23 protein-coding genes and 1 pseudogene are annotated in these 24,066 nt (G+C 39.3%); 10 read left to right on the forward strand and 14 right to left on the reverse strand.

Going from position 1 to position 24,066, the window contains the following annotated elements; genetic code table 11:
- Together IM462_RS21315 and IM462_RS19730 are read right to left on the reverse strand one after the other, a co-directional pair.
- Window positions 1-99: pseudogene (locus IM462_RS21315) on the reverse strand (IS982 family transposase); the annotation flags it as partial.
- Between the two features lie 740 nt (window positions 100-839).
- Entirely contained in the window at window positions 840-2,303 is a 1,464-nt protein-coding gene (locus IM462_RS19730; protein WP_287700129.1) for an ATP-binding protein, read from the reverse strand.
- A 356-nt stretch (window positions 2,304-2,659) separates the two neighbouring features.
- Between IM462_RS19730 and tatC the strand changes: the two genes are divergently transcribed.
- The 3 genes from tatC to psbB all read left to right on the forward strand — a co-directional run bounded on the left by tatC (window position 2,660) and on the right by psbB (window position 5,985).
- Window positions 2,660-3,421: a twin-arginine translocase subunit TatC gene (gene tatC, locus IM462_RS19735; RefSeq protein WP_002737652.1), complete on the forward strand. Its 762-nt coding sequence runs from the start codon at window positions 2,660-2,662 to the stop codon at window positions 3,419-3,421.
- Window positions 3,422-3,648: 227 nt separating this feature from the next.
- Window positions 3,649-3,960 carry a hypothetical protein gene (locus IM462_RS19740; protein ID WP_002749272.1) on the forward strand — a complete coding sequence of 104 codons (312 nt, stop codon included), beginning with the start codon at window positions 3,649-3,651 and terminating at the stop codon, window positions 3,958-3,960.
- A 498-nt stretch (window positions 3,961-4,458) separates the two neighbouring features.
- Window positions 4,459-5,985: a photosystem II chlorophyll-binding protein CP47 gene (gene psbB / locus IM462_RS19745; RefSeq protein ID WP_002735904.1), complete on the forward strand. Its 1,527-nt coding sequence runs from the start codon at window positions 4,459-4,461 to the stop codon at window positions 5,983-5,985.
- 277 nt (window positions 5,986-6,262) lie between these two features.
- Here psbB and IM462_RS19750 read toward each other — a convergent pair whose 3' ends face one another.
- The 6 genes from IM462_RS19750 to IM462_RS19775 form a co-directional block, all read right to left on the reverse strand.
- Window positions 6,263-6,382: a photosystem II reaction center protein J gene (locus IM462_RS19750; RefSeq protein WP_002736108.1), complete on the reverse strand. Its 120-nt coding sequence runs from the start codon at window positions 6,380-6,382 to the stop codon at window positions 6,263-6,265.
- Window positions 6,383-6,424: 42 nt separating this feature from the next.
- Window positions 6,425-6,544, reverse strand: coding sequence for a photosystem II reaction center protein PsbL (psbL, locus tag IM462_RS19755; protein WP_002735805.1), 120 nt, complete (start codon window positions 6,542-6,544; stop codon window positions 6,425-6,427).
- 10 nt (window positions 6,545-6,554) lie between these two features.
- The gene (gene psbF / locus IM462_RS19760; protein ID WP_002736175.1) at window positions 6,555-6,689 is read right to left on the reverse strand and encodes a cytochrome b559 subunit beta; all 135 of its coding nucleotides are present in this window, start codon (window positions 6,687-6,689) and stop codon (window positions 6,555-6,557) included.
- Window positions 6,690-6,714: 25 nt separating this feature from the next.
- Complete coding sequence (psbE, locus tag IM462_RS19765) at window positions 6,715-6,960, reverse strand: cytochrome b559 subunit alpha (RefSeq protein WP_002737435.1); 246 nt, start codon at window positions 6,958-6,960, stop codon at window positions 6,715-6,717.
- Between the two features lie 78 nt (window positions 6,961-7,038).
- Window positions 7,039-8,031, reverse strand: a complete 993-nt coding sequence (locus IM462_RS19770) for a photosynthesis system II assembly factor Ycf48 (RefSeq protein WP_287700167.1) — start codon at window positions 8,029-8,031, stop codon at window positions 7,039-7,041.
- A 106-nt stretch (window positions 8,032-8,137) separates the two neighbouring features.
- A complete protein-coding gene (locus IM462_RS19775; RefSeq protein ID WP_002757647.1) occupies window positions 8,138-8,485 on the reverse strand; it encodes a rubredoxin in 348 nt (115 codons plus the stop codon).
- Window positions 8,486-9,070: 585 nt separating this feature from the next.
- On the opposite strand from IM462_RS19775, the gene IM462_RS19780 reads away from it, so the two are divergent.
- Window positions 9,071-11,368, forward strand: coding sequence for a TOMM precursor leader peptide-binding protein (locus IM462_RS19780; protein ID WP_287715516.1), 2,298 nt, complete (start codon window positions 9,071-9,073; stop codon window positions 11,366-11,368).
- Between the two features lie 34 nt (window positions 11,369-11,402).
- Here IM462_RS19780 and IM462_RS19785 read toward each other — a convergent pair whose 3' ends face one another.
- The 4 genes from IM462_RS19785 to IM462_RS19800 form a co-directional block, all read right to left on the reverse strand.
- The gene (locus IM462_RS19785; RefSeq protein ID WP_012266232.1) at window positions 11,403-11,702 is read right to left on the reverse strand and encodes a helix-turn-helix domain-containing protein; all 300 of its coding nucleotides are present in this window, start codon (window positions 11,700-11,702) and stop codon (window positions 11,403-11,405) included.
- A 2-nt stretch (window positions 11,703-11,704) separates the two neighbouring features.
- The gene (locus IM462_RS19790; RefSeq protein WP_190357690.1) at window positions 11,705-12,049 is read right to left on the reverse strand and encodes a type II toxin-antitoxin system RelE/ParE family toxin; all 345 of its coding nucleotides are present in this window, start codon (window positions 12,047-12,049) and stop codon (window positions 11,705-11,707) included.
- A gap of 101 nt (window positions 12,050-12,150) precedes the next feature.
- A complete protein-coding gene (locus IM462_RS19795; RefSeq protein ID WP_072319708.1) occupies window positions 12,151-12,303 on the reverse strand; it encodes a DUF4160 domain-containing protein in 153 nt (50 codons plus the stop codon).
- 332 nt (window positions 12,304-12,635) lie between these two features.
- Complete coding sequence (locus IM462_RS19800) at window positions 12,636-12,878, reverse strand: H-type lectin domain-containing protein (RefSeq protein ID WP_061431899.1); 243 nt, start codon at window positions 12,876-12,878, stop codon at window positions 12,636-12,638.
- Window positions 12,879-13,528: 650 nt separating this feature from the next.
- On the opposite strand from IM462_RS19800, the gene IM462_RS19805 reads away from it, so the two are divergent.
- Together IM462_RS19805 and IM462_RS19810 are read left to right on the forward strand one after the other, a co-directional pair.
- Window positions 13,529-13,855, forward strand: coding sequence for a DUF4258 domain-containing protein (locus IM462_RS19805; RefSeq protein WP_004267892.1), 327 nt, complete (start codon window positions 13,529-13,531; stop codon window positions 13,853-13,855).
- Complete coding sequence (locus tag IM462_RS19810; protein WP_002757627.1) at window positions 13,852-14,067, forward strand: hypothetical protein; 216 nt, start codon at window positions 13,852-13,854, stop codon at window positions 14,065-14,067. Before IM462_RS19805 ends, IM462_RS19810 begins: the two co-directional genes overlap by 4 nt.
- A gap of 88 nt (window positions 14,068-14,155) precedes the next feature.
- Here the strand turns inward: IM462_RS19810 and IM462_RS19815 are convergent, their stop codons facing one another.
- Both IM462_RS19815 and IM462_RS19820 read right to left on the reverse strand, forming a co-directional pair.
- Complete coding sequence (locus IM462_RS19815) at window positions 14,156-14,410, reverse strand: BrnA antitoxin family protein (protein ID WP_002738362.1); 255 nt, start codon at window positions 14,408-14,410, stop codon at window positions 14,156-14,158.
- A complete protein-coding gene (locus tag IM462_RS19820; protein ID WP_045357897.1) occupies window positions 14,394-14,666 on the reverse strand; it encodes a BrnT family toxin in 273 nt (90 codons plus the stop codon). The genes IM462_RS19815 and IM462_RS19820 overlap by 17 nt, the downstream gene beginning before the upstream one ends.
- A 294-nt stretch (window positions 14,667-14,960) precedes the next feature.
- On the opposite strand from IM462_RS19820, the gene IM462_RS19825 reads away from it, so the two are divergent.
- The 4 genes from IM462_RS19825 to IM462_RS19840 all read left to right on the forward strand — a co-directional run bounded on the left by IM462_RS19825 (window position 14,961) and on the right by IM462_RS19840 (window position 24,046).
- The gene (locus IM462_RS19825; RefSeq protein WP_287703145.1) at window positions 14,961-16,046 is read left to right on the forward strand and encodes an amidohydrolase family protein; all 1,086 of its coding nucleotides are present in this window, start codon (window positions 14,961-14,963) and stop codon (window positions 16,044-16,046) included.
- A 23-nt stretch (window positions 16,047-16,069) separates the two neighbouring features.
- Window positions 16,070-16,726 carry a hypothetical protein gene (locus IM462_RS19830; protein WP_052278461.1) on the forward strand — a complete coding sequence of 219 codons (657 nt, stop codon included), beginning with the start codon at window positions 16,070-16,072 and terminating at the stop codon, window positions 16,724-16,726.
- Window positions 16,727-16,810: 84 nt separating this feature from the next.
- Window positions 16,811-18,190 carry a radical SAM/SPASM domain-containing protein gene (locus IM462_RS19835; protein ID WP_287703148.1) on the forward strand — a complete coding sequence of 460 codons (1,380 nt, stop codon included), beginning with the start codon at window positions 16,811-16,813 and terminating at the stop codon, window positions 18,188-18,190.
- A gap of 72 nt (window positions 18,191-18,262) precedes the next feature.
- Window positions 18,263-24,046 carry an AAA family ATPase gene (locus IM462_RS19840; RefSeq protein ID WP_287703150.1) on the forward strand — a complete coding sequence of 1,928 codons (5,784 nt, stop codon included), beginning with the start codon at window positions 18,263-18,265 and terminating at the stop codon, window positions 24,044-24,046.
- Window positions 24,047-24,066 lie beyond the last annotated feature (20 nt).

Here is a 24,066-nt window from a genome sequence, read left to right on the forward strand (position 1 = left end):
GTGAGTTAAGCCGTGACCAAGTAGGGTTTTTTGCCACTGAGGGACAAATTGTTGGCAAAAATCATCGACATGGCAGAAGAGAGCGTCTAAACTAAACATAGGGGGAGGTGGCGGTCGGTGATTCTGTTTTTCAGCATATCATCTCTCCCTTTTTTAAGTTTTCTCAGAAAAAGAGTTAGCGATGAAACCAGGTCAAACTGGCAGAACAAACGGACTACTTAGCGATCGCCGGATTGGTAACGATTACCTGCTAACCAAGAGGTTCAGAATCCAGAGTTGGCAAAGGTTTTCCCACAGTCCCATAAGATAGCGTTATCCCGAACTCAGGTTACTTACTTTTCGTGAAATTGATCCTCACTTTGTTGAGCAAGGTTCTCCTGCGTATGCTCAATCTAAACAACTATGCGAGCAATTAGTGCCAAATCCAATTCGATCCAGAAAAGCTAATATTGACGTGTCGCTAAATCAATTCTTTGAACAGTTACTTGACGGCTCTGCCACCCAAGAGCAAATAAGTAATATGATTGAAATCGATTAATTTAAAAAATTTCTTTAGCGATCTTACAGTGAGCTTCTCGAATAATTATTTAAATTATCTATCCTATGGATTGGTTTTAGCAAAGCCAAGCGAACGAGAACTAAGAATATTGCCAGTATTACGCTCCTTTAGTCCTAGTTATGTTTGGCAACCCTAAGCAGGAGAAGTTTACAACCCGCTTATGACATCCCCAAATCTGAAAAACAAGCTTAATGAACTGCTAACCTACATTAACCTCACAAGCAAAGACGGGCATAACTAGACTGTTAGGCATACCTATCACGGCTATATCAAGCAACTCTTATTCAAGAGGTAGTGACCTGGCACGAGATCCCTTAACCTTGTTGTCAATATTTCGCAATATATTTGCACCGAGAGCATAGGCATATAAACTTGCGGGTTCAAAGCGAAATCGTATATCTTTGTATAAAAAATTGTCATCCCTAATAGTTTTACTTGTCACCAAGATCGGTTGAGATATACCTGGATTCTTTTTTAAAAATTCTATGCAGTTGTCCAGTTCGGAAGGTGTACTATGAGTGCGATCGCTCCACTTAACCTCAACTATCCAAGAAGGTGATTGATGGGCAGCATCTAAATGTACAATATCAATTTCTCCAGTTTTCCATCGTGCGTAATAAAGCTCAGTCGTTTTACTGTGCTGCCATTGACTAAAAATAGCGGTTTCAGTCATGGCTCCCATCGCCTTAGAGTCTGTTTCAAGCTGACCAAATAGCGCAGCGCGCATTGAAGGATTGGTTAAATAGACTTTAAAGCAAACTGCTCTCTTAAACTTTTTAGCGCTTTGATCAATTCTCTCTACTCGGCGGATTAGGAATGCAGCCTCAAGATACTCGAGGTAACGTTTGATAGTGTTTTTAGCTACACCAGAGGATTGGGATAACCCCTCGAGACTTACTTCGTTGCCTGAATTATACGCCAGGGTTGTGAAAAGTCTATTCAGTTCTTGAATATCACTAATCCCATAAAGGCTTGGCAAATCTCGAAGTAAAACTTTGTCAATGATATCGCTTTTAATATATTGTCCAGGATCCTGTCGAATTGTTTCAGAAAAGACAGCTTCTGGATAGCCACCGAAGTTCAAATAATTAATAAAATTCTCATTCAACTGCTCAATATCTTTAGACACAAACTCATAAGAGTCATGGACATTTGTCTCTATTAATTCATTTTCTTTTTCTATAAACATTAAATATTCAGCAAAGGTTAGCGGTGGCAGGATATAGTCGCTGAATCGGCCAGCACCAGAATCAGTGCTTTTAAGCCTTAGAGCAGCAGCAGCAGAGCCAGTAGCGACAAATCGACAGATTGGAAATGAATCAACCAGGGATTTTAGATGAATTTCCCACTGACGCAAGTATTGAATTTCGTCAAAAAAGACAAATAGCCTCGAATTGCGATCGTGATTGAATAGTTCCTGAAAATACTTAAGTATCCGCTCTAATGGAAGCCCTGTATAAATTGGAGTTTCAAGAGAGACATATAAAATATTTACCGCACTAATGCCAGAATCTAGGAGCAGACGAATAGTGTGATAGACCATGACAGTTTTACCAACACGCCTGGGTCCCATCAAGACTGTTGCTCGACGCACACTCGTGTCCAAGATGTTTTGAGAAAAAGCCTCAAAGTACTTGCGCCGTGGCATATCTTCATAGATTACTTTTCCCCTACGGTCTGTCTCCCACCAAGGATTATCAAATTGAAGGCGGGAGAGGATGTCTTCTTTTGCGATCTCGAGCATAAGACTAAAGTTAGAGAGCTAATCTTAGTCTATCCGAGAGTCAAACTAAGGTCAATCAGCTAATCTTATTTTGGCAGCTGAGACGGAGTCATCAATGAGCGTTGCTGTATCTAATACTAAATCTGGTTATTAAAAACTGATTATTTATTTCCCCCTTTGCCTTTTGCCTCTTGCCTTTTGCCTCTCCTCTATAATCTGAAACGACCGATTTTCATTCCCGCACACCATGGTCAATTTGTACAGTGCGTAAGTCCTAAAAATAATCTCCCGACTCCTGACTTCTGATAACTGATTCAAGGCTAAGGGTCAACAATGCTAGGATAAAGGCTTGAGTAGAGAACGATCGAGCCAAAGCCATGTCATCGACAGAAGTAAAAACCCCACCCCCAGACAGTACCGAATTCCTCGATGAGTTACCCGGAGAAGTGGAAATGTCCTTATTTGACCACTTGGAGGAGTTGCGGCGCCGGATTTTTTATAGTTTAATTGCCGTGGCTGTGGGTGCGGTGGGATGTTTTATCTTCGTTAAACCCCTAGTACAAGTGCTGGAAGTCCCCGCCCAAGGGGTAAAATTTTTGCAGTTGGCCCCGGGAGAATTTTTTTTCGTCTCCCTAAAAGTAGCTGGATATAGCGGCATACTGGTGGCTAGTCCCGTCATTCTCTTGCAAATTATCCTCTTTGTGCTGCCCGGGTTAACCCGTCGCGAACGGCGTTTAATTGTCCCGGTAGTGTTAGGATCGAGTGTTTTATTTTTTGCCGGTTTATTTTTTGCCTATATTGCCCTGATTCCCGCCGCTTTAAACTTTTTTGTCAGTTATGGGGCGGAAGTGGTCGAACAAGCTTGGTCGATCGAGCGCTATTTTGAATTTGTCTTACTTTTGCTGTTTAGTACCGGCATCGCCTTTCAAATTCCCGTTATTCAATTGATTTTGAGCTTTTTAGGCATTATTTCCTCGCAAACGATGTTATCGGGGTGGCGTTTCGTGGTTTTGGGGGCGGTGATTTTAGGCGCGATTTTAACCCCTTCCACAGATCCTCTCACCCAATCCCTGTTAGCAGGGGCGGTCTTGGGTCTATACTTTGGGGGCATTGGGGTGGTGAAATTAACGGGACGTTAACTAGCTATTAGTCCTCATAGGAGACAGGAGTGGGAATTATGAATTATGAATTATAAATTATAAATTATGAATTGACGAGCGGGGAGCGGGGAGGACAAAGCTGACTTTTGCCTATTGCCTATTGTCTTTTCTGGCTGATGGCTGAGGGCTAAAAAGCTGATAAAATTTGACGGCTGAAAACTAATTAAGCCAGAAAGCTAGAGATTGATTCTAGATTGAGTAACAAAGTGAAATATTTTTTCTTAACGGCAGGTTGGACAATAGGACGGGTGTGGGAATTTGGCGGTTTGTGGGATCACGCGAGTAGTTGGCGACGACCACCACAGATAGAGCGATTAAATATCGGTATTTTAGAGGGAGAACAGGTTTTATGGCTTTATAAGGTGGAAGAAGCCGTGATTATGGTGGAAGTTGCCCCCAAGAGTGCCGAAATTGCCGATACTGTCCCCACCATCGGGCAAGTGGTGCTAAAACGCTTGATTAGTGCCGAACAAGTCCTCGAAATCCTGCAAAATGCCGAAGAACTACTGAGGAAGTAATCAGTTATCAGTGATCAGTGATCAGTTATCAGGAGTCAGGAGTTAGGATTCAGGAGTTAGGATTCAGGAGTTAGGATTCAGGAGTTAGGATTCAGGAGACGGGAGATTATTTTTATTTATTCTCCCCACACCCCACACCCCACACCCGTTCGGCTGAGCTCACGGCCGAAGCCCACACCCCACACCCCACACCCTTCTCCCGTTCGGCTGAGCTCACGGCCGAAGCCCACACCCCACACCCCACACCCCACTCCCTTCTCCCCACTCCCTACACCCCACTCCCTGATCTGGAATATTCTGGCCGAAGATCGATCGCAAGCACTTGAAATCTGTTCTAACAATAGTTACACTTCTTTAGAATAGATACACTTTTCAAGGGATAATGTAGGTCGGCTAACTCTTGCACTTAACCGTCGAGAGTGTTGGGCTTATATTTTGACCCTGAATATAAAAAGCGTCTAAGTGGACACTAAATTGTCAATAGGAGGAGCGTAGTCAATGGGACTACCTTGGTATCGAGTACACACAGTCGTTCTCAACGACCCGGGCCGTTTAATTTCCGTTCACCTGATGCACACCGCACTGGTAGCGGGTTGGGCTGGCTCCATGGCCCTCTATGAGCTTGCTATTTTCGACCCCAGTGACCCCGTATTAAACCCGATGTGGCGGCAAGGAATGTTCGTGCTGCCCTTCATGGCCCGTTTAGGTGTCACTGGTTCATGGGGTGGCTGGAGCGTCACCGGCGAAACTGGTGTTGACCCCGGTTTCTGGTCTTTTGAAGGCGTTGCCGCCGCTCATATCGTCTTATCCGGTCTGCTATTCCTAGCGGCGGTTTGGCACTGGGTTTTCTGGGATTTAGAATTATTCGTCGATCCCCGCACGGGCGAATCTGCCCTCGATTTGCCGAAAATGTTCGGTATTCACCTGTTCTTATCCGGTTTACTTTGCTTCGGTTTCGGTGCTTTCCATCAAACAGGCCTTTGGGGTCCCGGGATGTGGGTTTCCGATGCCTACGGTTTAACCGGTCATGTGCAGCCCGTAGCTCCCGAATGGGGACCGGCTGGTTTTAACCCCTTTAACCCCGGGGGTGTGGTAGCTCACCACATTGCTGCGGGTATCGTCGGGATTATCGCTGGTTTATTCCATTTAACCGTTCGTCCCCCCGAAAGACTCTATAAAGCCCTGAGAATGGGTAATATCGAAACGGTGCTTTCTAGCAGTATCGCCGCTGTTTTCTTTGCCGCTTTCGTCGTGGCTGGAACCATGTGGTACGGTAATGCTACCACCCCGATCGAACTCTTTGGACCGACCCGTTACCAATGGGATAAGGGCTATTTCCAAGAAGAAATTGAGCGTCGCGTCGAGGCCAGCATCGCCAACGGAGCCACCATCGCCGAAGCTTACCAAGCAATCCCCGAAAAACTGGCTTTCTATGATTATGTCGGTAATAGCCCCGCTAAAGGTGGTTTATTCCGTACTGGTGCCATGGATAGCGGTGACGGTATCGCTAAATCTTGGTTAGGACACCCTGTGTTCAAAGATGGCGAAGGTCGCGTCCTTAGCGTGCGTCGGATGCCTAACTTCTTTGAAACCTTCCCCGTTGTCCTGACTGACTCGGAAGGTATCGTTCGCGCTGATATTCCCTTCCGTCGTGCGGAATCGAAACTGAGTATCGAACAAAGTGGTGTTACCGTTTCTTTCTACGGTGGCTCTCTCGATGGTCAGGTGTTCAGCGATCCTGCTGATGTGAAGAAATTTGCGCGTAGAGCGCAACTCGGTGAAGCTTTCGAGTTTGACACCGAAACCCTGAAGTCTGACGGGGTATTCCGCACTTCTCCGAGAGGTTGGTTTACTTTCGGTCATGCTGTCTTTGCTTTACTATTCTTCTTCGGTCATATCTGGCACGGTTCTCGTACCATCTACCGCGACGTATTCGCTGGGGTAGATCCGGATCTGGAAGAACAAGTGGAATTCGGTTTATTCCAAAAATTGGGTGATCTTAGCACTCGTAAACAAGAGGTTTAGTTTTAGCTAAATCATCCATATAACTAAAGGAGTCAAGTCTTTGACTCCTTTTTTTAATTAGGGTCTGCTGAAAAAGTTTTTCGTGGGGGCAGGGTTTGGGGTGTGGGGAGAAGGGAGCAGGGAGAAACAATTCATAACTTGAGAGTTAATCACACTATTAAAAACGGATTTGGTATTAAAGTTCGATCGAGCTTTACTTTTCACCGAATACTGAAAAAACCGCTAGTTATTTCTATAACTAACGGCTTTTTGCTGGGGGAAATTACCCGTAATGGAATTACATAGAGGAACCTAAACCAGCGTAAGCTCCGTAGAAGAAAAGACCAAGCACGGCGATAACGCCTAGACCGGCGATGGTGGCGACTAACCACAAAGGAATACGACCTTCTGCGAACATGAATAACACCTCCTAATTGCGATGACAATAAATCGGGACTAATTAGTTAAAGAAATAGCTGGAAAATAAAATTCCCAAGACAGCAACTAGGAGTAAACCTAGGTAAAGAGAAGTACGATTTAACTCGACGGCTTGCCGATTCGGATTAGGTGTTCTTTCCATAATTGTTCTCCTAGCGTTGAATAAACTGCATTGCCGCAATTGCACCGATAAAGAAGACAGTGGGGACCGCTAAGGTATGAACTGCCAACCAGCGAACGGTGAAAATGGGGTAAGAAATGGGTTGATTGGGATTACCACTAGCCATTGTTTTTATCCTTAATTAAAGTAAACTACTGATTAAACTGCTCGATTTGATTTTTGGCCTCAAAGCGATCATTAATGATCGGTAATTCTTGACGCTCTTGAGTGTAATACTCATCGGGACGGGGAGTGCCAAAAACATCGTAAGCTAAACCGGTACTCACGAATAACCAACCTGCGACAAAGAGCATGGGGATGGTGATGCTATGGATAATCCAGTAACGAATACTGGTAACGATATCGCCAAAAGGACGTTCGCCGGTACTACCTGACATGGACGGTTCTCCTCGGAATGATAGGACTTGAAAAATTCAATCTCTATAATAGAGACTTTGTTGACCCTGAGACAAGTTTTAGGCCGGTTCGCTGGGGGGATTATATTTCAGTAAGACCCCATCTTGTCCCAAGACAAAACCCTTGTCGGAATTGATAAAAACAATTCGATAGAGATTGGAGGGGACACTTTCCACCGCGCGATCTTTTTGCCAAGATTGGCCGCCGTCATCACTGACCAAGAGATTGCCGCTACCACCAGCGACCCAAATTTCTTCGGGGGTGCGGTAGTTGAGGTCCAAAAGTCCCCAACTGGTGGAAAACTCGGGGAATACCTTATCTTCCCATGTATCGAGATCATTGGGGCTAGTAAATTGTAGTTGACCACCCCGGGCCAGGGCCCACAATTCCCCTTTTTCACCATAACCGACTTTTTGTAAACGGCGGGAAGAAAGACGATTGTGGGGTTGCCATTCTGTTGACCCCGGTTCCCAGGTAGAATAAAAGTTACCGCGTGCGGAAACGGCCACATATTTACCATCATGGGAACGAACAATTGTCCGGGCCACACCCACAGCACCTTCCACTAAAGCTTGCCAAGTTTTGCCCCCGTCTTTGGTGCGGTAGATAGCACCTAAATCCGTGACCATTTCGGCGGTTTTGTCGTTCAGAGCGATAATTCCGTAGGGAGAACCGGGTAATTTTTCGCTTAAGGGGATACGGGACCAGCTGCTGCCCCCGTCTTCGCTATGGAGAAGAATCGAGGGTTTACCGACAATCCAACCCTCTTGGTTGTGGAAACTGACGGCGCTAAAGCTAACTTTTTCTTCGCCAAGGTTGAGGACTTTTTGCTGCCAGCTGTCCCCCCCATCGCTGGTTTCAAAGAGGGTAGATTTGGTCCCCACTAACCAACCGTGCTGCAGGTCGCTGGTAAAGGCGATATCGGCAAAAGTGGAGTCAGTGTCGAGGGTGAGGATTTGCCAAGGACTATTGCTCAGGGATGGCACACTACTACAGCTAAAGCAGAAAAAGGCTACAGCTAGAACTATTACGAATTGTTTCAGTTTTCTCATCAATGGTTCAGAGGTATTGGTCAAGGAATCGGGACGGATTAAGGTTTGTACCCGATGGGTTACAGGGCCACAAGAGCCGTTAGATTAAAGATAATGAGTGCTTGAGTTAGTTTAAACCATATAAACTAATAAAGAAAACAAATCCTAGCGCTAAAGCCCCGAAAATCAAAATATTTTTTTGTGCGGGAGTCAGACGATTGACTCCAAAACCATAGCTAAGATTTTCTTGGAATCCCGAAGGAGCATCTTTAGCTCCAATGTTGATAAATTGGGAACGACGCACACCACACACGGGACAGCGCCACGTTTCTGGCAATTCCTCGAAGGGGGTTCCAGCGGGAGTGTTGGTTTTACTATCTCCCTTGCTGGGGTCGTAAACGTAGCCGCAGGAGCGACATTCGTAGTTGGCAGGGGCCTGGTCGGCTAGGGTTAGTTCTGGTGGGCGATCGCTCATAACTAAGATTAAAGGAATTTTCAACACTCTGTTACAAATTATCCTTGAAAATTGACCTCTCTCACGGCCAACCCCTGACAGAATACCAAGTTTTCCAGTCTTAAAAGGATTAGCGAGACAGCATATCGGCTTTAAAAAAAGTAAGATTAATCTATTAGGGCTTAAATGTCTATTAAAACTTTATTAAGTTGATATTTGGGCTATTTACCCTGATTTTGGTAGTCAAATTTATTCCGAGAAATTGAGAAATTTCAGGCAGGGAAGAAATTAGGGGTCTGATACCAAATCCTGTTTAAAAGGTAGAGGAGAGTGGGGAGTGCCGGAGCGGGGAACGGGGAGAAGAGAGAAACAATCGATAACTTGGGAGTTAATCATGCTATTAAAAGCGGATTTGCTATCCTATTGCATAAATTTAATCAATTTTAGCGATCGCTTTTATATTTTGGCATAAATGGGCTGCTCCCTCGCCGTTCCCTGTTCCCGAAAACGAAAACTTCGCACCTCACCATTAAGATAACTGCTATCAACCTTATATTATAGGTATATAATCAACCTTAACTATCCCTTAAAAAGAGAGTAAAAATTGTGTTCAACCAGCTTGATTGGAATCCTGCCTACTCAATTGAAACCTTAGAACCAAATACGGTATTTTTTCTATCTGAGCGAGAATCAATCTGTTTCCAAGAGCCGCTTTATTATCGTTTGGTAAGATTAATTGATGGTCAACGTAATCTTGATGAAATTATTGAAATTCTTCAGTTAGAATTTTTACAAAATCAGGAAATTAATCCCAATAATGCTAATTCCTTCGCAGTTATTGTTAATTATAGCTTGGCAATTCAAAAAGCGATTTTTCAGTTATATAAACGAGGGTTTTTGTTAGAAAAAAAAGAATTATTGCCGTCTAATTTAGCAATTTTATGCCATCATCTTCAGGTTTCTCAAGCCCAAGCTTTTGAACGATTACAATCTCTGAAGGTTACGGTTAAAAGCCTAGGCTCAATTCCCCAGCAAGATTTGATCAATATTTTGAATTCCTTGCAAGTTCAAGTCGCAAATGAAGGGGATTTAACCATTATTTTAACCGATAATTATCTTCATCCTGATTTAGAGAGTATTAATCAACAAGCTTTAGCCTCGCAAAAGCCTTGGTTATTAGTTAATCCCCTGGGAAACCTAGCATGGATTGGTCCCTTATTTGATCCCGATAAAACTGGTTGTTGGCATTGTTTGGCTCAAAGATTACGAGATAATCGTCCAGTGGAGGAATTTATCATTAGACAGAGAGAAAATAAGATTTCTTTAATTTCCCCTTTAGGGTTTTCTTCAGCGACAATACAGACGGTTTTAAATCTGACGGCTATGGAGGTTTTTAAGTGGATTATTCAAGGTAAAAATCAACGTTTAGAAGGAACAATAATGACTTATGATACTTTAAATTTACAATTTCAAGAGCATATTTTAGTTAAACGTCCGAACTGTCCTAGTTGTGGATATTCTCTAAATAAAACACCTTTACCTGTGGTTTTGGGACATCGTAAAAAGGCTTTTACCAGTGATGGGGGACATCGTTTTTGTTCTCCTGAAGAAACCTTAAGAACCTATCAACATCTTATCAGTCCCATTACGGGAATTGTGCGAGAATTAAATAAGATACAAGGGAATGCTTTAGTTCATACTTATGTAGCGAAACATCATTTTCGCAGTGTCTTTGATGATTTAGACAGTTTACGGCAAAATATTGGAGGTAGAAGTGCGGGAAAAGGCCGTACAGATAGTCAAGCAAAAGCAAGTGGATTTTGTGAAGCTATTGAGCGCTATTCGGGAGTTTTTCAAGGGAATGAAATCAGAGAAAAAGCGAGTTATCAAGAGTTAGGAGATAAAGCTATTCATCCTAACAAATGTATGAACTTTAGTGAAAAACAATATCAACATCGAGAAGAATGGAATGGGAAGAATCAAGGATGGTTTCAAAAAGTACCTGAACCTTTTGATGAAACTAGAATCATTGATTGGACTCCTGTATGGTCTTTAACTGCTGAAGATTTTAAATATTTACCGACGGTATATTGTTATTATGGTTATCCTCAATCTGAACCCTTAGATTGTTGGGCTGATTCTAATGGCTGCGCTGCAGGAAATACGATAGAGGAAGCGATTTTACAAGGATTTATGGAGTTAGTGGAACGAGATTGTGTGGCCTTATGGTGGTATAATCAATTAGTTAAACCTTCCGTTAATTTAGATAGCTTTAATGAGCCATATTTTGAGCAATTAAAGCAATATTATGAGGGGTTAAATCGGGAGCTATGGGTGTTAGATATTACCAGTGATTTGAATATCCCTTGTTTTGCCGCTATTAGTCCGAGAAAGGAGCGGGAAGTGGAGGACATTTTGTTAGGGTATGGGGCGCATTTTGACCCGAAAATTGCTATTAGTCGGGCGTTAACTGAGGTTAATCAAATCTTGCCGAATGTGTTATCTTTTAAGGAAGATGGGACAACGATTTATAATTCTTCTGCTGATCCTTTGGCGGTTAAATGGTGGCAAACTGCAAGGTTAAGCAATCAATCTTATTTAGTTCCCGATAGTAAAATAATACCAAAAAAAAGTTATGATTATTTACAATTAGCTAGTGATGATTTATTAGAGGATGTTAAATTGTGTCAGCAAATTGTTGAGTCAAAGGGGATGGAAATGTTAGTATTAGATCAGACTCGTCCTGATATTGGTTTAAGAGTGGCTAAAGTCATTGTCCCCGGAATGCGTCATATGTGGAAGCGTTTAGGGGCAGGAAGATTATATGATGTTCCTGTTAGCATGGGATGGTTAAAAGAGACTTTGACGGAAGATGAATTAAATCCTTTTCCCATGTGGATGTAACCCTTGTTCATGGTCAATTGTTGATTATTTTAAGTTACTTGGTGAAGATTTCGAGTTTAACTTTCATTCCCGTTTTATCTAAAAGACTGAGTAATTTATCAACAGTAAAACGGCTAATTTCTCCATTCATTAAATCACTAATTTTTGGTTGTGTTTCCTCGAAAAAAGTGGCGGCTTCTTGCTGTGTCCATCTTTTTTCTTGGATAAAAGACCGCAAGGTTAACATCAAATCGGCTCTAATTTTTAAGTTAGTTGCTTCTTCACTGTTAAATCCTAAATCTTCAAAGATGTTATCGCTACCAAAAGTGATCTCAATAGGGTTAGATTGTGTCATGGTTATTCCTCCTGTAATTGTTGTCTAAATTGAATCATTTGTTGATAACGTTTTTGTCCCAATTCAATTTCTTTTTTCGAGGTTTTCTGTGTTTTTTTACCGAAAGTATGAAGGACATAAATCGCTTCTTTAAACCTTGCCACATAAAAGATTCTGTAGGTTTCTCCTGTCCAAATTCTAATTTCTTCTGTTCCTTGACCAATAATGGGAATGGGTTTAAAATCATTGGGTTTCTCTCCTTGTTGAATAGCTCTCAGTTGAAAACCTGCTTTACGCTTTGCGTCTTCAGGAAAATCTCTAATATCTTCCCTTGACGTCCCAATCCAGTAAATGGGTTTATCTCCCATGTTGGGGTTAATGATTATGGTTTATACCTAATTTAGTATAACAGGATCATCAGTTTGTCAATTGTTCGTTAGTTAACAAGCAAGATGATGATCATTTTAGTTTAACTCGAACCTTCAAGGACTTCACCATCAGGGATTGAGACAATTACTTCATCCTCTTGATACCTAGCGTTAATGTGCCGTATATAGTGTTGTTTGTTATCTATAAAATACCTATAAACGATGATTTCATAGAACATCGATATTGCCAGCATCTTTGATTCCCTCTCATGTTAAGGTTAAGTACGAAGATAAACCCAATTTCTGGGCAGATCATCCCTCAATTTTAACTGATCTAAGCAGAAAATATAGCGATTCTCGCACTTGTATGGCACAGTTAAACCTTTGCTGATTAAGCTTTTCACCATCGAGAATGTACCTCTTGCGAACAGGAAACGCTATAAATAAGCTCTCCTGATGACTGATAGATAAAAGGTATGTCACTAAGGTAACACACCTTTATTAGTATTGGGTTTCGTTGTTTCAATCTAATCGAGAATAAGGAGCGATCACGCTCAACTAATGCTAAGAAGAGAGGCCATCAAACTTACTCTTGTGAAATTGCAATCCAATTCACATAGTAGTTAGTAGCAGCATTAGAACTAACTATAGTGAAGCTCTCAAGAGATATTGTGTCTATAGTCTCAATATTTCCAACTTGGCTTCCTACGTTTTCCCAAAAAGATGAGACAACAACAACAGGAATTTGAGCAAATGGTTTCGGGAAGTTAATTGTTATCTTTCCCGTGCCTGCCTTTAAAGTTTTACCAGTCTGAATCACTTGTGTCATGATTTTCTCCTTAAGTTTCTTGTCTTTACACCCTTAATGGGACTGAGGCGTTTTCAGTCAGCAAAAAAGGCTCAAACCATTACGGGACAAAGGGTTAACCTCGATTTATGATTTTCCTTGATCTATCTGGGTTTCAGCGATTTTGGGCTTCTCGAAGTAAATCCCAAGCGGGGATTGGAGTTGAGGCTTTTCTCGATTGTTTTTTTGTCTAAGTCCCATTAAGACGTTCTCCAAAATCCATTTCTGAATTTTTTAGATTAGCCATAATGCCTTAAGCAAAATGCCTTGTCTTTTGGGTTAAAAGTGATTTGTTTAATCACCTTTGATACCAGAATAAGTTTTATTTTTGGTAATGGCAATCTCTAAAATTAATACTTTTCTAATATGTTTTTTTGAGCAGAATATTAACTTTTATATGAGATTTATATTAGATTTATATTAGATTCAAAGGGTCACTTTATGGTATGACTCCCTCATCCCTGAAAGTAGAACTAATGAATTAATCATTCGGCTAAAATCCTCAAAACCCTTTTACCCTCTGACTTGTAGCGGTTTTAGGGGATGAAAAGAAGGCAGCAAAAAAGCGATCGCAATTCTTGAAAACAGACAGCGATCGCCTTCTTCCTTGAATAAAGAGATGCTATGATTAGATGATGAGTATAACCTTCCAATTAGTTCTGGCTTTACTTTCCCGTGGGCAAGTCAAAATATCAGCCCATGGCTACGATGAACTAGCAAATGACGGTATTCTGGTAAGGGATGTGATAACAGGTATTAGAGAAGCTGTCATTCTCGAAGATTACCCGGAATATCCTAAAGGGCGTTGTGTGCTAGTCTTACAGAAAGATAGTCAGGGTAAACCCGTTCATGTGGTTTGGGGTATAGCCAAGAATACCGAATCGCCTGCTGTTCTAGTCACTGCCTATAGACCTGATCCAGCACGTTGGTCAAGTGATTTTACAAGGAGAAAACCATGACAAAAAAGCCTCACATTAAACTCATCCACATTGGAGAGTACATGGCTGAAGTGGAAGTAGAACTGATTGAGACTCCCGAAGGATGGTCGCCCTATTTATCATTAGAAGACGCTCAAAAATTAGATGATGTCCGAGAAGCCCTTCGTCAAGGTGATCTACAAAAAGCTTCCAATTTAGCACATCTTTACAAAATTACCCCTCTTACCGTTTAACTAAACTTTGACAAGAAAAAATTAAAAAGCGATCGCAATCCTTGAAAACAGACAGCGATCGGCTAACTTGTAACTATCATAAGCAACATTATTGGAGGGCTGATAATTCTTCCCGAAGAATACGACGTAAATCGGACTGAGTGAGCGATCGCTCAGAAGGAGATTGGATATATTGTTTTAAAGCCTCATTAATTAGGGTTTGATAACCCATTCCTGCGGTTTCAGCCTGTTCTCGAAAATAAGCTAGAATCTCATCATCTAGATAAATGGTAATGCGTGTTTTTCCCTGAGAGGAAATGAGCGCCCCTCGTTTTCCTTTAGAAAAATCATATTCCTTTCTCATAAGTTTTTCTCTCTTGTTTTGTAGCACGACGAGCGGAAATCAAGCGAATGACTTCACCCCGCAAAGTATAAATAACCACTAATAGTGATCCCATGTTTCCCATCCCCACTGCAATAAAACGTTCTTCTGTTATACAATCGGGATCAAGATCATGAATAGCGAGGGGATCAAAAAACACCATTTCAGCTTCTGCAAAGGAAACACCGTGCTTTTGCCAGTTGGTTTTTGCTTTTCTGGGATCATATTCAAATGTCATACATACATTATATGTATCTTAGAAGGTTGAGTCAAGCTCAAAACCCCTTCAGAGTATCACACGGATCGCCTTACCTTCCCACTTAGAGGGGTATTCAGGGGGAATGACAACTGTGCCATGATGAAGAATCATTTTAAATTCAATCGCTTCCATTCGTTAAGTTTAATAAAGTGTTGTATCAAGTTTAACCCAATCAATCCATGGAGTTTTAGGGGATGAAAAAAAAGCCTAAAAAAAGCGATCGCTTTTTCCCAATCAAATATAATTTAGGTAGAAAATTGCCGAAAAATCGCTATGCTCAACGGGTACAAAATTATTGATGCTGATTCCCACGTCATTGAACCCCCCGCAATGTGGGGCCAATACCTAGACCCTAAATTTAGGGAATTTGCTCCTTCTGGTGACATGAAAATCAAAGGAGAACCGATTAGTCAAAAAATCTCCCCACAAGTCCAAGCAGAAGGGAATAAGCAGATGATGCAAGCTCATCCCCATGCTTATCTCAACCGCTATAACCCAGAGTCCCATGTTCAAGCAATGGTACAAATGGGGGTAGATAGGGCCTTTATTTATCCTACCTATGGACTGTGGTTATTTGCCATTGATAGCCTACCTGCCGAAGTGATGGGGGCTTTTGTCCGTGCCTACAATACATGGTTATATGAAGAATATTGTAGCTATGACCCGGCTAGACTGAAAGGAGTGGCTGCAGTCAATCAACATGATCCCGAAGATATGGTCAAAGAGCTACACCGCATGGCGAACTTGGGCTGGAAGGCGGTTTTTTTGCGCCCTAATCCCGTTAAAGGCAGAATTTTGAGCGATCGAGCCTATGAACACTTTTGGGCGGCCTGCGAGGATTTGGACATGGCTGTAGGAATTCATGAAGGCACTCATAGCCGCTTACCCACCACTGGTGCAGAGCGGTTTAATAGTCGGTTTGCGCTTCATGCTTGTTCTCACCCGATGGAACAAATGATGGCACTGTTAGCCTTAATTGAAGGGGGGGTTTTAGAACGTCATCGGAGGCTGAGGGTGGCGTTTCTAGAGTCAGGGTGTGGTTGGCTTCCCTATTGGTTATGGAAGCTTGACGAGGAGTATAAAAATTTACATTGGGAAGTCCAAGATCGGGTAAAATTACTACCATCGGAGTATTTCCGCCGTCAGTGTTACATTGCAGGGGAACCCTCTGAACCTTGTTTGGCTCAGGTCATTGATTTTATCGGTTCTGATAACTTAATCTTCGGGTCTGATTATCCTCACATGGATCATCAGGCTGATGCGGTAAAAAAAGTTATAGGACTTGAAGACAACTTATCTCAGGAGATAGTCAAAAAAATCGTTTGGGAAAATCCTCAGCGATTTTATTGTCCAATTTAATTTCTCAAAAAGGAAGCACACTTATGTTTGAAACTCGTAGCTTATTCTACAAGGCAGAAAAAGTTAATGAAGCCGCTCATCAAATGAAACATAAATCCCCACACATTAATTTTTTACAGCGTCTTTATCAACAGTCAAAACAAGTTTCTCAAATTATTGCTTATATTTGGCGATGGGCTGATGAAAATGAAGAGAAATACGCCGAGCAAAAGAGAGTGGCCAATCTCTTAAGGACTTATTTTGAACATCCGACCTCAGACCAGGGATTGAAAAAAGGAAAGAATGCTGATCACCTCAAAAAATTGTTTGGAGCTAATCCCAAACAACCACTAGAAACCGTTGATGAATCTGATCCAGCTTATTTACTGAAACAAGTCTTCTTTCCACAAGGTAAACCACCCGATGAATATATTTTTCCAATCTTTGATGAATATGAACTGGGAGAGCAAAACCCAAGCTTGGGTTACTTATTTGAAGTGACGTATAGTAGCTTTATTGGTCAAATATTGGATGCAGATAACAATGCACCAGAGTTGTTTAAAATGATTATTCCCTATCCACCTGAGCCGTCATGGGGAAATGCCACTTTAAATGCAGATGATTTGTCCGACTGGATATCAAACCGAAAACCAGGGAAATATTTTGCCGACAATCCTTATATTCCGACAACTTGTTCCTAGAAGCCTTGCAAACTAATTGAACAAAAATAAGAATTGCTCGCCTCACCTAAAGGGTGGGGATTTTATCGTTAAATTGGTCAAAAAATGATTATTAAAGATCCTCAGAACCTTTTATCCGATCTGACAATAAATACTTCTATCTTTTCAGATAGAATTCTTGAGATTCCCTCCCATAATATTCCTTTGCATCCTCATAGTATCAAAAAATTGCTAATGACGACTAAGGATAAATATGCGGTTGTTGTTTTTCAGCCAACTTTACCCATTCTTTCAGATTTGGGTTTGCCTAGTTATCCTATACTAGCGTATTTATATCCCCAAGAATTAAGTGATATTTGGCATCAATTACAACCCCACATAGAGACATTCCTAACAAGCCAAACTATTCAACCTCAGCCTATTCCATTAGTTTTACTATCGGCAATAGATAGAGATGAGCAGTTACATTATTTTAGTTGTCATTATGGAAAAGCGATCGCACCTTCTTATGTCAGAGTTGTTGTTGGTAACACTTGTAATCTTAAGTGTGTTATGTGTCCCTATCATAGTTCTTCGATAAAGTCTAATCATACTACAGATTTTTTTCAAAAGAAAAAAGTCATGTCTTGGGAGATGATGGAAAAACTAGCAGCAGACTGTGGAAAAGCAGCAACTACCATTGTAATAGGTAGTGTTGAAGAACCATTACTTCATCCTAAACTTATAGACTTTATTCAACTTTGCCGACAGCAAGGTGTTCCAAAAGTTCATCTAACTACTAATGGTCAACTTCTGAATAAAACTTATATTAAAGCTCTGTTAAAATCGGGTTTAACCAGTATTGATATTAGTCTTGATGCGGCGACTCCAGAGACTTATTTAAGAATTCGAGGTGGAGATTTAAGTCAGGTCGAATCCAATACAATTGATCTGTTAAGAATTAGAGATCAGTTGGGTATTGACTGCGAAATTAGAACCTCTTTTGTCAGAAATTACAATGTTAATCTTGAGGAAGAAGAAGCATTTTTAAATCGTTGGTTATCAAAAGTTAATAGTGTTTTTATCCTTAATATTGCTGAATATCAAGAAAATAATATGCGACTAAAAAAACACAATCAAGGGGTAGAAAAATCTCTCCAATATTATCAACAAAAAGCGCAAGGGCGCTGGACTTGTTTATTCCCTTTTCTGGAAATGGCAGTTTTACCCAATGGCAAAATCTACTACTGTATAGAAACCTTATTTAGACTAGGTTTTGATCAAGAGATTGAAAGTTTAGGGGATTATAATCAACAAACTTTACAAGATATTTGGTCGGGAGAGTTATTCCAGCAACTACGACAAGATTTAATTCTTAATCAATTAGAAAAAAGAAGAGCTTGTCAAGACTGTGAGATGTGGAAATCGCAAATAATTCATCAAGAACTAAAAGATGGATACTCAGTGCTAACCACAACGGTGACAGAAATTTATTCTCAAGTCTGATCTAAGAGTTTAATGGACATTTTTCCGCTCAAATGGTAGAAAATAAGTAAAAACGTTATTAAAAAGTGAGTTATGAAAGATTATCAACTAATCACAAAAATTTATGAAAGTTCTAGTTCTCTAGTCTATCGAGGTATTTTTAAGGCAAATGCTCAACCGATTATTCTTAAAATTCTTAAAGAAAATTATCCAACTCCTTCAGAGATTACCCGTTATCGACAGGAATATGAAATTATCCGTTCTTTGAACATAGACAGTGTTGTTAAAGCTTATGATTTACAGCGACACTATAATAGTTTGATAATGTTTTTAGAAGATTTTGGAGGTCGATCTTTAGAGTTATTACTATCTCAAGATAAGTTAAATTTGGAAAACTTTCTTTTGATCGCTATTAAAATAACTGAGGGGTTAGCTGCTATTCATCAGGCTAATATTATTCACAAAGACATTAACCCATCTAATATTGTCTATAACCCTGAAAGCGAACAACTGAAAATCATTGATTTTGGTATTTCCACCCGTTTATCCCAAGAATTTTTCACAGCTTGTCCTCCTAACCAATTAGAAGGGACTTTAGCTTATATTGCCCCAGAACAAACAGGGAGAATGAACCGAGGTCTAGATTACCGTAGTGATTTTTATTCCCTTGGAGTTACTTTATATGAACTTTTAACCAATCAATTGCCCTTTGAAACCACCGATCCTATGGAGTTAGTTCATTGTCATATTGCCCAACAACCTTTACCTGTTCATCAACTCATTCCAGAGATTCCCTTAACTCTCTCTAATATCATTAACAAACTGCTCGCAAAAACCCCAGAAAAAAGATATCAAACTGCCTTGGGTATTAAAGCTGACTTAGAAATCTGTCTTCACCAATTAAGGACGTTAGGACAGATTGCTCAGTTTTCTTTAGGTGGTCAGGATCTGACTGAGAAATTTCAGATTTCTCAAAAAATATATGGTCGAAAACGGGAAGTTACTCAACTTTTGAAGGCTTTTGATCGGGTTAGCCAAGGAACCACTGAAATGATCCTCATTTCTGGCTATTCAGGGATTGGGAAATCAGCTTTAGTTCATGAAATTTACCAACAAGTTACATATAAACAAGGGCGATTAATTAGAGGAAAATTTGATCAATTACAAAGAGATACTCCTTATTCAGCTATTTCTCAAGCCTTTCAAATCTTAATCCGTCAACTTCTAGGTGAGCCAGAAAATATCCTGCAAGCTTGGAAAGAGAAAATTTTGGAAGCATTGGGTAAGAACAGTCAAATTATTATCGATGTTATTCCCGAAGTTGAAAAAATTATTGGCAAACAGCAACCTGTTGAACTATTAGGAGGAAGTGAAAGTCAAAATAGATTTCATTTATTTTTTAAACGATTTGTCAATGTTTTTTCTCAAAAAGAAAATCCATTAGTGATATTTATCGATGATTTACAATGGGCAGATTTACCCTCTTTAAACTTAATTGAACAATTAATATCAGATTCTGACATTAAATATTTTCTGATAATTGGAGCCTATCGAGATAATGAAGTTAGTTCGATTCATCCTTTAATGAATACTTTAGAGAAAATTCAGCAATCACAAGTTTCTGTATCGAAAATTACTCTTGCTCCTTTGCAGATGAAGCACATTAATCAATTAATTGCTGATACCTTAAGTTGTTCGATAGAAGTTACTATGCCTTTGGCAGATTTGGTGACACAGAAAACAGGTGGAAACCCCTTTTTTATCGCTCAGTTTCTCTATTCTTTATACCAAGATGGTTTCATAATATTTAATCCTTCCTCTACTAAATTGGAAAATAATAAGCAAAGTTATTGGCAATGGGATCTTACCGAAATTAAAAGTCTATCAATTACCGATAATGTCGTTGATTTAATGACCCATAAAATAAAAAAAATAGCTCAAAAAACTCAAAATATTCTAAAATTAGCCGCTTGTATTGGTAATCAATTTAGTCTAGAAGCTCTTTCTATTGTAAATAATACATCTCAACATATTACGGCTCAACAACTACAATTAGCCCTTGATAAAGGGTTAGTAATACCATTAGATAATAACTATAAACTAGCTCTACTCTGGGATTCAAAAGAATTATCGAGGCAACTCTTAGAAACTGAAACTTTGGGTGGGTATTCTAACTGTGTTTCCTATAAATTTTTACACGACAGAGTGCAGCAAGCAGTTTATTCTTTAATTCCAGAGGAAGAAAAGAAAAGGACTCATCTACAAATTGGTCGCCTACTGCTAAAAAACATTACAGACGATGAATTATTAAACAATATTTTTGAAATTGTTAATCAACTTAATGAAGGTTCTGAGCTAATTACCGAGCAACAAGAAAAAGATAATTTGGCAGAATTAAATCTTAAAGCTGCTAAAAAAGCTAAAGCATCAACTGCTTATGAAACAGCATTAAAGTATTTAGATTCTGGTCTCAGTTTATTAACAACTAATAGTTGGAGTGAGCAGTATCAATTGACTTTAGAACTTCATGAAGAAAAATTACATTCTCTCTTTCTTAATACAGAATTTCAGCAAATTTTATTTTATTCAAATATCATTATTAACCAAGCTAAATCGATCTTAGATAAAGTCAAAACATATCAGATAAAGATTGAATTTTATTATGCAAATTTTCAACCTGATCAGGCGATTGATACCGCTTTAAAAACTTTGAAAGAACTGGGAATTTTAATTTATAGAAGAAATGGCAAAAGTAATATTAATCAAAGCATTAATAAGTCCTTAAATTTAATTCTACAAAAAAGGAAAATTGACGATTTAGAAAGCCTTCCTGTTATGACTGATCCCTATAAGCTTAAAGCCATTCAAATCTTACAACAAATAATGTCTTCGACGGCAACTACTGATCCCCTATTACATATAAAAATAATCCTCAAACAGATTGATTTATTTATCAACCATGGAAATTCTCCTGAATCAGCAGCAACATATAGCTACTATGGAATGATATTATGTGGCTCTATCAATAATTATAATTTAGGATATGAATTTGGTAAATTAGCCCTTAAATTGCTCGATAAATATAATATTCGTCAAGTACAAGCTCTTATTATACAGACACATTATGGATGTATATATCACTGGAAAGAGTATCTGAGAAATAAAGAGATCGATAACGAGTTACTAAAGAGTTTTCAAATCGGTTTAGATGTAGGGGATAACCAGTTTGCCTCTTATGTAGCTATAGACTATTGTATTTATAGACTGTTGGGAGGTTATCATTTGGAAGAAGTTGAACAGGAATATATCAAGTATAATCGAGTTATTAAAAAACTCAAGCAAACTTTTTCCTCTTTTTACCAAGAAATTTCTTATAATATAGTCAATAATTTACAAAAAAGCTTAAAAAAAGAAATTGCTTTATTTGTCGGTAAATCCACTGAAGAAGAAAATGCAGTTTTAGACCAATTAAATCAGACTAACAATGAATGGTTACTTTTTCTGATTTACTTTGCTAAACTATTATTATTTTATCTTCTTAAGATTTACAAGTCGGCAGTTACTTATGGAGAAAGAGGACTTAAATATATTTCAAACCCAACTATAAACTCATTTTTGATTTCTCCTCAACATAATTTCTATTCATCTTTGAGTTTTCTAGCTTATTATCATGACACAGAGCAAAATGATCAAAGAAAATTACTACAACAAGTAGATAACAATCAGCAGAAGATGGCAATATGGTCTAGTCATTGTCCAGCAAATTTTCAACATAAATATGATCTAGTTGAAGCAGAAAAAGCGAGAGTCTTAGGTCAAAACTGGAAAGCTCAAGAATTTTATGAAAAAGCCATTCAAGGAGCAAAAAAATATGAATTTATCCATGAAGAGGCTTTAGCGTATGAGCGTGCCTCTGAATTTTATTTTACTTTAGGTAGAGAAGAAATCGGGAAATTATACCTCAGAAATGCTTATCATTGTTACATTCGTTGGGGTGCAAAGGCCAAAGTTAAACAATTAGAAGAAGAATACCCTCAATATTTATTAGGCATCAGCAATCAAAACAAATCTAAAGGACTGAGTACCACTATTTCAACTACTGGTAATGATGGAGCAGTTCTTGATTTAACCACTATTCTTAAAGCCTGGCAAGCGATTTCTGGAGAAATTAAACTAGAAAATCTCCTAACAAATTTAATGAAAATTGTCATTGAAAATGCAGGAGCGCAGAAAAGTTGTCTGATTTTAGAACAGGAAGGAAATTGGGTCATTGAAGCTCAAGGAACAATTGATCAAGAAACGCTTAATATCTTACAGCCGATTCCCATAGAATCTATCGACCATGATAACTCAATTCCTATCTTACCCACCAGTATTATTTACTATGTGGCTCGGACAAAAGAAACTATCGTTTTAAATGATGCCACTTCATCAGGTCAATTTACCAATGATTATTATATTGTGGCTAAAAAAACTAAATCCATTCTTTGTACTCCTTTACTCAATCAAGGTCAATTAAAAGGAATTGTTTATTTAGAAAATAATTTAACAACCAGCGCATTTACCTCAGAAAGAGTTGAACTATTAAATATTCTAGCAGCTCAAGCTGCTATCTCTATTGATAACTCCAGACTCTATCAAACCTTAGAACAAAGAGTAGAAGAACGGACAAAAGAACTCACAAACACTTTAGAGGTACTGAAAGCAACCCAAGCAGAACTTATCTTTGAAAATGACCTACTTAAAAGTGCTGAACAACCTCCCAAATTTGTCTATCAAGTGGGGGGCAGTTTACCGATGGATGCACCGAATTATGTGGTGCGACAAGCTGATCGCAATCTTTATAAAGCTCTCAAACAAGGTCTATTTTGCTATGTTTTAAATGCACGTCAAATGGGAAAATCTAGCTTAATGGTTCGGATGATGAGCCAATTACAAAAGGAGGGAATTAGATGTGCAGTAATTGACTTAACTCGGCTAGGAACAGACAATATTACCCCCGAACAATGGTATAAAGGATTAGCCGTTGATTTGCTCCGCAGTTTTGGATTAATCAAACAATTGAAAACTTTTAAAGCTTGGTGGAGTGAACAATTAGACCTGCCTCCTGTACAACGATTAGGACAATTTATGGAAGAGTTTCTTCTAGTTAATGACGATTTTAATCAGCGGCAATCTGGCAAATCGACTGTTATATTTATTGATGAAATTGATAGCATTTTAGGGTTAAAATTTGATGTCTCTGACTTTTTTGCTTTAATTCGTTCTTTTTATAACCAGAGAGCGATTCAACCTCAATTTCAAGAGCTAACTTTTGCCTTTTTTGGTGCTACCACACCTTCAGCTTTAATTACTGACCCCCAGAAAACACCTTTTAATATTGGTAACGCTATTGAATTAGCAAGTTTTAAAGAACACGAAGCTCAACCTTTATTATATGGGTTAACAGAAAAAGTCAGTAATCTTCAGACAATGCTCAAACAAGTCTTAAGCTGGACGGGAGGGCAACCTTTCTTAACTCAAAAACTCTGTCAACTGATGCGGGATAGTGAGCAACCAATCCCCTCTAATCAAGAAGAACAATGGTTGGCCAACTTAGTAGCAGAAAAAATTATTCAAGATTGGGAGATGCAGGATCAACCTGAACATTTAAAAACCATTCAAGATCGCCTTCTTCAAAGTCCAAACCGACCCCAGTTATTAACCTTGTATCGACAAATCCTCCATCAAGAAGCAATACAGATTGATAACAATCCCTATTTACCTGAGTTATTTTTATCTGGATTAGTGGTAAAACGCCATGGAAAAATGGACGTTCATAATCGGATTTATCAGACGATATTTAATAATGATTGGCTTGAGCGATCACTGTCTTAATACCATGGTTCAAAAATTTA

The sequence above is a fragment of the Microcystis sp. M144S2 genome (assembly GCF_020246065.1).
Taxonomy (GTDB): Bacteria; Cyanobacteriota; Cyanobacteriia; order Cyanobacteriales; family Microcystaceae; genus Microcystis; species Microcystis ichthyoblabe_A.

Bases quoted from the DNA above. Each gene is read 5' to 3' on its own strand.
- IM462_RS19730 (WP_287700129.1), bottom strand. From the start codon at position 2,303: ATGCTCGAGATCGCAAAAGAAGACATCCTCTCCCGCCTTCAATTTGAT.
- tatC (WP_002737652.1), top strand. From the start codon at position 2,660: ATGTCATCGACAGAAGTAAAAACCCCACCCCCAGACAGTACCGAATTC.
- psbB (WP_002735904.1), top strand. From the start codon at position 4,459: ATGGGACTACCTTGGTATCGAGTACACACAGTCGTTCTCAACGACCCG.
- IM462_RS19750 (WP_002736108.1), bottom strand. From the start codon at position 6,382: ATGTTCGCAGAAGGTCGTATTCCTTTGTGGTTAGTCGCCACCATCGCC.
- psbL (WP_002735805.1), bottom strand. From the start codon at position 6,544: ATGGAAAGAACACCTAATCCGAATCGGCAAGCCGTCGAGTTAAATCGT.
- psbF (WP_002736175.1), bottom strand. From the start codon at position 6,689: ATGGCTAGTGGTAATCCCAATCAACCCATTTCTTACCCCATTTTCACC.
- psbE (WP_002737435.1), bottom strand. From the start codon at position 6,960: ATGTCAGGTAGTACCGGCGAACGTCCTTTTGGCGATATCGTTACCAGT.
- IM462_RS19770 (WP_287700167.1), bottom strand. From the start codon at position 8,031: ATGAGAAAACTGAAACAATTCGTAATAGTTCTAGCTGTAGCCTTTTTC.
- IM462_RS19775 (WP_002757647.1), bottom strand. From the start codon at position 8,485: ATGAGCGATCGCCCACCAGAACTAACCCTAGCCGACCAGGCCCCTGCC.
- IM462_RS19785 (WP_012266232.1), bottom strand. From the start codon at position 11,702: ATGACACAATCTAACCCTATTGAGATCACTTTTGGTAGCGATAACATC.
- IM462_RS19790 (WP_190357690.1), bottom strand. From the start codon at position 12,049: ATGGGAGATAAACCCATTTACTGGATTGGGACGTCAAGGGAAGATATT.
- IM462_RS19795 (WP_072319708.1), bottom strand. From the start codon at position 12,303: ATGCTGGCAATATCGATGTTCTATGAAATCATCGTTTATAGGTATTTT.
- IM462_RS19800 (WP_061431899.1), bottom strand. From the start codon at position 12,878: ATGACACAAGTGATTCAGACTGGTAAAACTTTAAAGGCAGGCACGGGA.
- IM462_RS19805 (WP_004267892.1), top strand. From the start codon at position 13,529: ATGATGAGTATAACCTTCCAATTAGTTCTGGCTTTACTTTCCCGTGGG.
- IM462_RS19810 (WP_002757627.1), top strand. From the start codon at position 13,852: ATGACAAAAAAGCCTCACATTAAACTCATCCACATTGGAGAGTACATG.
- IM462_RS19815 (WP_002738362.1), bottom strand. From the start codon at position 14,410: ATGAGAAAGGAATATGATTTTTCTAAAGGAAAACGAGGGGCGCTCATT.
- IM462_RS19820 (WP_045357897.1), bottom strand. From the start codon at position 14,666: ATGACATTTGAATATGATCCCAGAAAAGCAAAAACCAACTGGCAAAAG.
- IM462_RS19825 (WP_287703145.1), top strand. From the start codon at position 14,961: ATGCTCAACGGGTACAAAATTATTGATGCTGATTCCCACGTCATTGAA.
- IM462_RS19830 (WP_052278461.1), top strand. From the start codon at position 16,070: ATGTTTGAAACTCGTAGCTTATTCTACAAGGCAGAAAAAGTTAATGAA.
- IM462_RS19835 (WP_287703148.1), top strand. From the start codon at position 16,811: ATGATTATTAAAGATCCTCAGAACCTTTTATCCGATCTGACAATAAAT.
- IM462_RS19840 (WP_287703150.1), top strand. From the start codon at position 18,263: ATGAAAGATTATCAACTAATCACAAAAATTTATGAAAGTTCTAGTTCT.